Consider the following 10,433-nt stretch of genomic DNA (forward strand, 5'->3'; position numbering starts at 1 on the left):
CGCTGTCCGGTGGTACCGCGCTGTCCGGTGGTACCGCGCTGTCCGGTGGTACCGCGCTGTCCGGTGGTACCGCGCTGTCCGGTGGTACCGCGCTGTCCGGTGGTACCGCGCTGTCCGGCGGTACGGCGCCGTCCGGTGGTACGGCGCTCTCCGGCGAGGCGGCGTTCTCCGTGGTCGACGTCACCTGGACAGCCTAACTGACTCCGAGTAACTTACTGGGAGTAAGTTGCCGGACTGGGCTGGAGGGCTGATGGAGACCACGCATCACCGCGTCGTCGTGGTCGGGACCGGGTTCGCCGGGATCGGGATGGCGGTCCGGCTCAAGCAGGCGGGGTACGACGACTTCGCCGTACTGGAGCGTGCGGACGACGTGGGTGGCACCTGGCGGGACAACACGTATCCGGGGTGCCGTTGTGACGTGCCGTCGCACCTGTACTCGTTCTCCTTCGCGCCCAACCCGGAGTGGTCGTCGACGTTCTCGCCGCAGCCCGAGATCGAGGACTACCTGCGCAACGTCACCGACCGCTTCGGCATCCGCCCGCACATCCGCTTCGGTCACGCGGTCGAGTCCGCGCGCTGGGAGGACGGTCGCTGGCGGATCTCGACGAGTCAGGGCGAGTTCACCGCCGACATCCTCTTGTCCGGGATGGGCCCGCTCGCGGAACCGTCGTACCCGAAGTTGCCTGGGATCGAGTCGTTCGAGGGAGAGGTGTTCCATTCGGCGCAGTGGGATCACGACCTGGACCTGAGCGGCCGCAAGGTCGCGGTGATCGGGACCGGCGCGTCGGCGATCCAGTTCGTGCCGGCGATCCAGCCCGAGGTCGAGGAACTGCACCTGTTCCAGCGGACGCCGCCGTGGGTGATGCCGCGGCCGGACCGCAGGATCACCGAGGTGGAGAAGGCGGTGTTCCGCCGTTTTCCGCTGGTACAGAAGGCGTTCCGGGCCGGGATCTACTGGGGCCGCGAGTCGATGGTGCTCGGATTCACCAAGCTGCCGGCGATCATGAAGCAGGTGCAGAAGGTCGCCGAGAAGCACCTCGCGCACCAGGTTCGCGACCCGCTGCTCCGGGCCAAACTGACGCCCGACTTCACCCTCGGCTGCAAGCGCGTCCTGATCTCCGACGACTATTACCCGGCGATCGCCCAGCCGAACGTCGAGGTCGTCACCGATGGGATCGCCGAGGTCACCCCGACCGGCATCGTCACCACGGACGGCGTGAAACACGAGGTCGACACGATCATCTACGGCACCGGCTTCCGGGTCACCGACCTGCCGGTGATGGACATGGTCCACGGCCGCGACGGCATCTCCCTGCGCGAGGCGTGGTCCGGCGGTATGGAGGCCTACCTCGGTACGGCGATCTCCGGCTTCCCGAACCACTTCATGCTGATCGGTCCGAACACTGGCCTCGGACACAGCTCGATGGTGTTCATGATCGAGTCCCAGATCGCCTACATCGTGGATGCGTTGAAGACGATGGACGCGGAAGGGCTGCGGCAGGTCGAGGTGCGGCCGGAGGTGCAGCGCGCGTTCGTGGACGGTGTCCGGTCGTCGATGCGCAACACGGTCTGGACCCGCGGCGGCTGCACGAGCTGGTACCTCGACGCCCAGGGTCGCAACACCACGCTCTGGCCGTCCTTCACGTTCACGTTCCGGCAGCGGACCAAACACTTCGAGGCCGCGGAGTATCGCACTCTCGCTATGTGACATCGAGCGTGTTACATTCGATCGGTCAGATAGCTGGCCGATCGGAGGAGCCGTGCTGGAGTTGTTGCTGCCGCTGCACGTGATCGGTGGCCGGGGAGACCTGCCGGTGCCGCTGTGGCTGGCGATCTACTCCGCGAGCGCGGCGGTCGTCGTCTCCTTCTTCGCGCTCGCCGCGTTCTGGTCGACGCCGCGCTTCGAGGTCACCGCGGGTATGGCGCTCGCGAGGCTGACCCGGATTGTCGACAATCGGACGACGCGCGGCGTGCTCAAGCTTGCCGGTGTGGTGGCGCTCGCACTGCTGCTGGGCGCCGCCTGGTTCGGCAACTCCGAGCCGGCGCTGAACCCGGCGCCGACCTGGCTGTACGTGTGGATCTGGGTCGGCATCATCCCGCTCTCGCTCATCTGCGGCCCGATCTGGCGACTGGCCAACCCGTTGCGCACGATCGCGGGACTCGCCCGGAGGTCGTCGTACCGGACGTTGCCGGCGGGGATCGCGTACTGGCCGGCAGTGGCTGGGCTGGCCGGCTTCCTCTGGCTCGAGCTCGCGTACCCGGATGGGTCCGAACCGCTCGTCGTCGCGATCCTCGTGTCGCTCTACGCCCTGGTGAACGTTGCCGCGGGCATCGTTTACGGACCGGCCTGGTTCGGGATCGGCGACAGCTTCGAGGTGTACGCCGAGGTGCTCGCGCGACTGAGTCCGTTCGGACGCGGCGCTGACGGACGGCTGGAACTGCGGAACCCGCTGGCCGGACTGGCCACGATGCCGCAGCAGCCGGGGATCGTCGGGTTGCTGTGCTTGTTGCTCGGGTCAACGGCTTTCGACGGGATCTCGCGGTGGTCGGTGTGGTCTCAGCGCACCGGGGAGTTGAGCAGGACGCAGCACATCCTCGTCTACACGCTAGGGCTCACCGCCGCCGTGGCAGTGGTGAGCGCAGTGTTCGTACTCGCGGCGCGCACGACGGGATCCACGCGGGTCCGGCAAGCCGTCGGGGTGGCCGGGTTGCCGGGCGCGTTCGTCCATTCGCTGGTCCCGATCGCGATCGGGTACGCGGTGGCGCACTACTTCTCGTTCGCGATGTTCCAGGGGCAGGAAGGTGTGCTGCTCGCGACGGATCCATTCGGGCGTGGGTGGGACCTGCTCGGGACCAGCGGGATGCGGATCGACTACGCGTTCCTCCGGACCGGGTTGATCGCGGGGGTCCAGATCGGTGCGATCGTGCTCGGACACGTCCTCGGGGTCGTGTCCGCGCATGATCGTGCTGCCGAACTGTTCCGGCGCCGCCAGTTGCGGCGGGCGCAGTACCCGATGCTGGCGGCGATGGTCGCGCTCACGGCCGGCGGGATCGCGCTGGTGACGGCCTCATGATCGCCTGGGTGATGCCGTCATGATCGCCTTGCACCTGGGCGGGATCCCCGAAACCGCGATGGTGCTCGGCCCGATCCTGCTGATCATCGCCTTCCTCCGCATCGCCCGCCGCAACGAGGCGAACCTGCCCGACGACGACGCCGACGACGAGACCGACGACTGGGACGCCGACCTCGGCGACCTCCCGGCACCCGACAGAAAAGAAGGCCCGGCGAACCCCCTGCGGTTCGCCGGGCCCGACTGAAGGGATCAGGCCGCGAGTGCGGCGTCGGCGTACCCGCTGACCCGGGTCAGGTGCGTGGCAGCTGCAAGCCTGGCCAGCTGGTCGCATCCGGCCGCCAAGGCATCCTGCAGCGTCGGCCATTGGTCGACACACCAGTACGGGTCGTCCGGCTGACGATCGAAGTCGTCGTCGATGTCGGCGCACCAGCCGCCGGTGCGGACGTGGTGGACATGCAGTCTGAGGTTCATGGTCGTGGGCCTAGGAGGGGACTGGGTGGACGGGTTCAGAAGGGCAGCGGGCGGCCGGACGGCGTACGGAGATCCAGGGTGAGGATCCGCGTCGTGCGGCGCGTGGTTGAGCGAACCGGCCGGCGGCGGATCTGGATCTGGCGCATCTTCTTGCTCCTGCCTGCTGCGGGCGGTGCTACTGGTCCGCCCTCGAGTTCTTTTGGTAACTCCACAGTCCCAGCCCAGACGCCCCTGCACAGTTGGGTGAATTACCGATCTCGCCACCTACCTGGCCCTGACGCTGCTCCTAGGGATCACTAGGGGAGACGTCCGGGGCCTTAGGTTGGTTCACGATGAGTTTCCGGAGCATCCCGTTCGACCGAGTCGACGCCGGGACGGCATGCGGGCGCGAGGATCAGGCGGCGAGGGCGGGTTCGCAGTAGCCGCTGATGCGGGTGAGCTGGGTGGTGGCGGACAGCTTGGCCAGTTGCGCGCAGCCGACGGTCAGGGCGTCCTGGAGGGTCGGCCACTGGTCGACGCACCAGTAGGGGTCGTCAGGCTGGCGATCGTTGTCGTCGTCGATGTCGGCGCACCAGCCGCCGGATCGGATGAGGTGAATGTGCAGTCTGAGTTTCATGATCGGAGTTCGGGGTCGGAGCGTACGGGGATGGGTGGCTGTCAGAACGGCGACGGCCGTGGAACTGGTCCGTCCCCGACTTCTGATGGAGACGCTACCGGCGACCATGGACAGTTTTTGGCGGTGTGGACTCAGCCGGTCGAGGGGAGGGCCTTCGGGTCCAGGCCGAGCTCTTCGTACGCGGCGACCTCGATCTCGCGGGCCATGGACTCGCGGAAGGCGGCGACCAGGGCCTGGCCGGCCAGCGGAATGATGCCCTCGAGGGTGCGCTGGATCTCGGGCCAGCCGTCAGCCGGCATCCCGGCGTTGGTGAAGTCGCGCCAGACCGTGCTGCGGAACAGCTCGACGTAAATCTTGGCCACTGCGTCAGCCTGGGCGAAGAGTTTGGGCAGCATCTCGAAGATCGCCTGCATCGGGACGCCGAGCTTGATCACCTCGAGCCCGGTCCGGAGCAGGTCCGGATTCGGGATCCGGAGCCGACCGTCCTCCTGGCGCTCGGCGATCCCGAGCTCGACCAGCTGCGAGATCACCGCGGGATCATGCGGTACGCCGGCCCGCCCGGCCAGCTGGTACTCGTCGAGCACCTCGGGCTCCGCCGGGGTCCACGGGTTCACCAGGGTCTCGAAGACGCCCAGCGCCAGCGCGCCGTCGGGCAGTTCGCTCATCATTCGCTCGACCGCGGCCAGCGTGTAGCCCTTGCCGAGCAGTTCGCGGACCAGGGTGAGCCGGCCCACGTGGTCCGCGCCGTAGTACCCTGTCCGGCCGACCAGGCGGGGCGGCGGGATCAGGCCACGCCCGGCGTACGCGCGTACGTTCCGCACCGTCATGCCCACCCTGGCGGCGAGCTGATCGACGGTGAGCTCCTCCGGCATCTGTTCCACCCTTGACAGTCTTCCAGACTTAACGTTACATGGTTGATGTAACATCAGCTATGACGCATGATCATTGTCCCGAAGGAGACCGTCGATGGCGATCCCGCTCGCGACCACCGGTACGGCGACGTTCGACCAGATCGCGATCGTCACCGGGCTCGTCTCGCTGATGTACGTCGCACTCGCCGTGCTCCTGTGGCGAGAACGGACCGGACGCGTCACGCTGGTAGGACGGCTTGCGGACACCATCGGGAGACTGGACGGAGTCCCCCGATGGGCCGCGCTGACGCCATACCTGCACGCCGTCTCGCTGCTCGCCTGCGCGTTCGGGGTGTGGTGGGACATCGCCGTGCACATCGACCGCGGCCGTGACACCGGCCCGTTCGGTACGCCGGCGCACTATCCGATCTTCTTCGGCATCCTCGGCGTGATCATCTCCGGCGTGCTGCCGATCGCTCTGGCCGGCAAGCCGCTGCCCGCCCGCACGATCAAACTCACCAAGGGCTGGCGGATCCCGTGCAGCGCCGCGCTCGTCACGGTGTGCGGGACGTTCGCGCTGGTCGGCTTCCCGCTGGACGACGTGTGGCACCGGCTCTTCGGCGAGGACGTCACGTTGTGGGGACCGACCCACCTGCTGATGATCGGCGGCGTGGTGTTCTCGATCTTCGCCCGCCTGCTGGCGCTGGCCGAGGTCGAGCAACTGATCGGCATCAACACGCGCCGCCGGTTCCAGGAGATCGTCTCGGTCGGTGCGTTGCTGATCGCGTGGGACCTGTTCAGCACCGAGTTCAACTACGGCGTACCGCAGTTCCCGTTGATCCTGCAGCCGCTCCTGATCTTGTTCGGCGCCGCGATGGCGTTCACCATCCTGCGGGCGCGACGCGGTCCGGGGACGACGTTCGCCGCGCTGGCGGTGTACCTGGTGATCCGCGGTGGCATCGCCTGGGCCGTCGATCAGCCGCTCGGCGAGATCCTCGGGCACTTCCCGCTGCTGATCGTCGAGGCCGCCCTGGTAGAGCTCGTCGCGTTTGCCCTCGGCAACAAGAACCGCTTCCGGCTCGGCCTGGTGGCCGGCGTACTGATCGGCACGGTCGGCGTGGTCGCGGAGTACGCGTGGAGCCGCGTCTGGATGCCGATCGCCTGGCCGTCGTCGATGCTTCCGTCGGCCCTCGGGTACGGCGTGGTCGTCGGAGCGGGCGCCGGTCTGGTCGGCGCCTGGCTCGCGACCCGGTACGCCGAAGTCGCCGGAGAGGAACGTGCGGTCGGGATCCGGCACATCCGGCCGGTCGCGGTCCGTCGTACGCACCAATTCGGGGCGGCCGGGCTGATCGCCGTACTCGCGGTGCTGTTCTTCTGTGTGCCGCGGTCGGCCGATCCCGGGGTGTCGGGGGCGGTGTCGTTGGACCGGGTGTCCACGGGGGCCGAGCCGGCGGCGTACGTGACGATCAAGCTGGAGCCGCAGGACGCTGTCGAGGGTGCGCGTTGGTTCGAGGCGATGGCTTGGCAGGGCGGCGGGATGATCCTGCACCCGATGGTGAAGGTTGCCGATGGCACCTACCGGTCGGCGGACGCGCTGCCGATGTACGGGAAGTGGAAGTCGATGATCCGGCTGCACCAGGGGCAGCGGGACCTGGTGGCGACGTGGGTGTACGCACCGGAGGACGCAGCGATCGAGAAGCCCGCCATCCAGGTGTCGAACGGTCAGACGGTCGAGTTCATCAACGAGCAGCAGGTGTTGCGGCGCGAGGAACGGACCGACGTGCCAGGATGGATGTGGAACGGCGGCTACGCCTTGCTCGGCGTGGTCGGGCTGCTCGAGATCGCCGGGATCGCCTGGCTGGTCGGGCGCGGCGCCCGCGGTGGGCGGATGCGAGCGGCCCACCTGGCCGCCGGTGAGCGGGAACGGGAGATTGCGTGACGATCCAGTTGGAGCGGTCCGGCGTGACAACGTTTGACGGGGTGCGGCTGAACGTTGAGACCACTGGGCCTGCCGACGCGCCGGTGACGGTGCTGCTCGTGCACGGGTGGACGTGCTCGACGCGGGCCTGGCACAACCAGGTGGAGGAGTTGCCGCGGATCCTCGGGGCGGACGGCGTACGCGTCGTCAGCTACGACCATCGCGGTCACGGGCGATCCGATGCGGCGCCTGCCGGGTCGATGCGGATCGAGCAGCTCGCCGATGATCTCGTGACGGTGCTCGACACCGTGGTCGGGGACGGTCCGGTCGTGTACGCCGGGCACTCGATGGGCGGGATGACGCTGATGGCGCTCGCCGCCGAGCGCCCCGACCTCTTCGGGCCCCGGATCCAGGCGGCCGCGCTGGTCAGCACCTCCTGCGGCCAGTGTGGTTCGGGTGCCTTCGGTCTTCCCAAGCGCCTCGATCCCGCAACCGCCGTACTCGCGCCCCGCGCGATGAACCGGGTGAGCACGCGGATCGAACGACGTACGACGACAAGTCCACTGGCTACCCGACTGCAGAAGCCGGCGCTCCGGCGGATGGTGTTCGGGCGGAAGCCCGACCCTGCCGAGGTGGACCTCTTCCTGTCCGACCTCGCGGTCGTTCCGGGCCCGTCGTACGGCGGGTTCTTCGAGGCGATCCTGCAGCACGACTGCGCGCACGCGCTGAAGGTCCTCGATCAGCTCCCGGTCGAGATCATGCACGGAACCCGCGACCGGCTGCTCCCGCCCCGCCACGCCAACCGGATGGCCGCCGAGCTGCCCACCGCCCGCCTGTGGATGTACCCCGGCGCCGGCCACATGCTCATGCAGGAACGCCCGCGTGACGTAACCCACCGTCTGGCGTCACTGGCCCGCAAGATCACCGCCTAGGCTCGGGTGGGTGCAGAACCTTCTCTCCGATGTTGTCGTCGTTGATCTGACCCGCGCGCTGGCTGGGCCGCATGCGGCGATGATGCTCGGCGACCTCGGTGCGCGCGTGATCAAGGTGGAGGTCCCTGAGCGCGGCGACGACAGCCGCGGCTGGGGACCGCCGTTCGTCGAGGGCGAGTCGACGTACTTCCTCTCCGCGAACCGGAACAAGGAGTCGGTCACCGCGGACCTGAAGTCCGACGACGGCAAGGAGTTCCTGACCAAGCTGGTCCGGAAGGCCGACGTACTGATCGAGAACTTCCGGCCCGGCGTCCTCGACCGGCTCGGGTTCTCCACCGACCGGCTGCACGAGCTCAACCCGGGTCTGGTGATCCTCTCGATCACCGGGTTCGGGCATGACGGGCCGGACGGCGGACGGGCCGGGTACGACCAGATCGCGCAGGGTGAAGGCGGTCTGATGAGCATCACCGGCGCGGTCGAACCGACCAAGGTCGGCGCGCCGATCGCGGACTTGCTGGCCGGCATGTACGGCGCTTATGGTGCACTGGCCGCATTGCACGAGCGATCGATCACTGGCAGGGGCCGCGTGGTACGGACGAGCCTGCTCGCGTCAGTGGTCGGAGTTCACGCGTTCCACGGCACGAAGTGGACGGTCGCCCACCAGTTGCCCGAACGCGTCGGCAACCACCATGCGCAGATCGCGCCGTACGGGATGTACCGGACCGCGGACGACAGCATCCAGGTCGCCGTCGGCAGCGAGGGACAGTGGCGGACGTTCGCGCCGGTCGTCGGGCTCGATCCGGAGGACGCGCGCTTCGCGGTCAACGCGCAGCGGGTCGCGCATCGCGACGACCTGACCGCCGCGATCGAGACCGCGTTCGCCGCCGAACCTGCGGACGTGTGGCTGAAACGCCTTGCGGACAAGGGGATTCCGGCCGGCAAGGTCCGCGACTTCCAGCAGGTCTACGAGTGGGACCAGACCCTGTCCCAAGGCCTCCTGATCGACGTCGACCATCCCACTCTGGGCAAGATCCAGCTCCCCGGCCCACCTCTCCGTTTCGACGACCAGCCGTACGCCGGTGCCCGCGAAACCAACCTGGCCCCGCCGAGGCTGGGCGAGCACGACGAGTCCGTCAGAGCTTGGCTGGAGTCAGAGTAGAAGCACGGACGACGAGCTCGGGACGAATGAGGGTCTTGCGGGGGCGGTCGGCGGTGGTTCGAAGGCGTTGGAGCAGAAGATCCACGGCCGTTGTGCCGACCTCGGCCGCGGGCAGGCGGACCGTGGTGAGGGGCGTCTGCAGGTAGGCGGCGTACGGGTGATCGCCGTACCCGGTCACCGCTTCGGCGAGCTCGCGACGGTCGCGCAGGCGCCGCTGGCCCAGGGTGTGATCGGTGCGCCGAAGCTGTCGCCATACAGCTACGACCCGGCGAAGGCGTCCGAACATCCGGGCCCTGGCGCAGGCGATGATCTCGGACTGGGCGAAGGTCGGCGTCACGGTGAAGCCGCTGGAGAAGGAGCGCGCCCAGTGGCTGGAGGACTTCGGCAAGCTCAACTGGGACATGAACCTGCAGACCAACGTCACCGGCACCGGCGACGCCGACTACACGCTGGCCCGCCTCTACATCTGCGCCGCCAAACGCAACGGCTACTGCAACCCCGCGGTGGACAAGCTCCTGCTGGATGCCCGCTCCACCGTCGACCAGGCCCAGCGCCCGAAGTTCTGCCAGGACGCTGGCCAGATGCTGTGGGACGACGCCGTCGGAATCTTCCCCGCCGACCTCGCCTCCAACTCCGCCATCCGCTCCCGAGTACAGAACTTCGCAATGCCCCCCAGCGGCCGCCCCCTCTTCGCGAAGGTGACCGTCTCCGGAAGCTGAGATTCCGGACCCCAGCCACTCACCAACTGGCGCCGCCCGCCCGAGCTCACGCTCACGCGAGTGGCGCCGCCACGTCCGCGCCCCGGTTGATGCGTGCCGGAGATCCGCACCCCCGCGCCACCTGCCCGCACCCCGCGCCATTCCTTGTGTTCTGTTCCCGCCGCCCGTCGGGGGCTGCGTCCGCCGAGTCGTCGAAGTCCTGCAAGGGGTCCGACGGCAAGTACACGATCGGGATGAGCCAGGCCAACGTGGCCGAGCCGTACCGGCAGCGGATGGACGACGACATCAAGGCAGCGGCGGCGGACGTGCCGCAGTTCGACGTGGGCGGGAGGCCGGCAAGTACATCGCGGAGAAGCTGCTGCCTCAGGGTGGCAACGTGGTGGAGCTCAAGGGCCTGGCCGGCGCGACGCCGCAAGCCGAGCGGCATGAGGGGTTCGTCGAGGGATCAAGGGCAACCCGAAGGTCAAGGTGATCGCGGCCGCGAGCGGTGACTGGCTGCGGGAGAAGGGCCAGGCGCAGATGGACGCGCTGCTGAAGGCGAACCCGAAGATCGATGTGGTCTACTCCCACAACGACCCAGACCACTGTGATGCACCCAAGAACACACCTGGAGTTTCTGCGCCTACTGCGCGGTGCTCGGCGGGGCACAGCGCCGCGTTGGAGGGCGGGGCACGGAGAACCCCACTCCGAGCC

At 68.4% G+C, this 10,433-nt stretch carries 11 protein-coding genes and 2 pseudogenes; 9 read left to right on the forward strand and 4 right to left on the reverse strand.

The window, feature by feature from the left end; translation table 11 throughout:
- The 4 genes and pseudogenes from AB0E63_RS45090 to AB0E63_RS45105 all read left to right on the forward strand — a co-directional run.
- Positions 1-197, forward strand: a pseudogene (locus tag AB0E63_RS45090) (hypothetical protein); the annotation flags it as partial.
- A 53-nt stretch (positions 198-250) separates the two neighbouring features.
- Positions 251-1,708, forward strand: a complete 1,458-nt coding sequence (locus AB0E63_RS45095) for an NAD(P)/FAD-dependent oxidoreductase (protein WP_360380675.1) — start codon at positions 251-253, stop codon at positions 1,706-1,708.
- Positions 1,709-1,760: 52 nt separating this feature from the next.
- A complete protein-coding gene (locus AB0E63_RS45100) occupies positions 1,761-3,074 on the forward strand; it encodes a hypothetical protein (protein WP_360380678.1) in 1,314 nt (437 codons plus the stop codon).
- Positions 3,075-3,093: 19 nt separating this feature from the next.
- Positions 3,094-3,318, forward strand: a complete 225-nt coding sequence (locus AB0E63_RS45105; RefSeq protein ID WP_360380681.1) for a hypothetical protein — start codon at positions 3,094-3,096, stop codon at positions 3,316-3,318.
- Between the two features lie 5 nt (positions 3,319-3,323).
- Here the strand turns inward: AB0E63_RS45105 and AB0E63_RS45110 are convergent, their stop codons facing one another.
- From AB0E63_RS45110 to AB0E63_RS45120, 3 genes are all read right to left on the reverse strand, one after another.
- On the reverse strand, positions 3,324-3,545 hold the full coding sequence (locus tag AB0E63_RS45110) for a hypothetical protein (protein ID WP_360380683.1): 222 nt from the start codon (positions 3,543-3,545) through the stop codon (positions 3,324-3,326).
- A gap of 394 nt (positions 3,546-3,939) precedes the next feature.
- Entirely contained in the window at positions 3,940-4,161 is a 222-nt protein-coding gene (locus tag AB0E63_RS45115; RefSeq protein ID WP_360380686.1) for a hypothetical protein, read from the reverse strand.
- Positions 4,162-4,292: 131 nt separating this feature from the next.
- On the reverse strand, positions 4,293-5,033 hold the full coding sequence (locus tag AB0E63_RS45120) for a MerR family transcriptional regulator (protein WP_360380689.1): 741 nt from the start codon (positions 5,031-5,033) through the stop codon (positions 4,293-4,295).
- Positions 5,034-5,127: 94 nt separating this feature from the next.
- On the opposite strand from AB0E63_RS45120, the gene AB0E63_RS45125 reads away from it, so the two are divergent.
- The 3 genes from AB0E63_RS45125 to AB0E63_RS45135 are packed head-to-tail and all read left to right on the forward strand — an operon-like array spanning position 5,128 to position 9,021.
- Complete coding sequence (locus tag AB0E63_RS45125; RefSeq protein ID WP_360380691.1) at positions 5,128-6,951, forward strand: hypothetical protein; 1,824 nt, start codon at positions 5,128-5,130, stop codon at positions 6,949-6,951.
- Positions 6,948-7,862, forward strand: coding sequence for an alpha/beta hydrolase (locus AB0E63_RS45130; RefSeq protein ID WP_360380693.1), 915 nt, complete (start codon positions 6,948-6,950; stop codon positions 7,860-7,862). Before AB0E63_RS45125 ends, AB0E63_RS45130 begins: the two co-directional genes overlap by 4 nt.
- A gap of 10 nt (positions 7,863-7,872) precedes the next feature.
- The gene (locus AB0E63_RS45135) at positions 7,873-9,021 is read left to right on the forward strand and encodes a CoA transferase (protein WP_360380695.1); all 1,149 of its coding nucleotides are present in this window, start codon (positions 7,873-7,875) and stop codon (positions 9,019-9,021) included.
- Here AB0E63_RS45135 and AB0E63_RS45140 read toward each other — a convergent pair.
- On the reverse strand, positions 8,996-9,307 hold the full coding sequence (locus tag AB0E63_RS45140) for a substrate-binding domain-containing protein (RefSeq protein ID WP_360380698.1): 312 nt from the start codon (positions 9,305-9,307) through the stop codon (positions 8,996-8,998). The genes AB0E63_RS45135 and AB0E63_RS45140 overlap by 26 nt on opposite strands.
- Positions 9,308-9,326: 19 nt before the next feature.
- Here AB0E63_RS45140 and AB0E63_RS45145 point away from each other — a divergent pair, with 19 nt between their 5' ends.
- Both AB0E63_RS45145 and AB0E63_RS45150 read left to right on the forward strand, forming a co-directional pair.
- Positions 9,327-9,740 (forward strand): hypothetical protein, encoded by a 414-nt coding sequence (locus tag AB0E63_RS45145; RefSeq protein WP_360380701.1) that lies wholly within the window; start codon positions 9,327-9,329, stop codon positions 9,738-9,740.
- Positions 9,741-10,208: 468 nt separating this feature from the next.
- Positions 10,209-10,433, forward strand: a pseudogene (locus AB0E63_RS45150) (hypothetical protein); the annotation flags it as partial.

The sequence above is a fragment of the Kribbella sp. NPDC026596 genome, from assembly GCF_040638415.1.
GTDB lineage: Bacteria > Actinomycetota > Actinomycetes > Propionibacteriales > Kribbellaceae > Kribbella.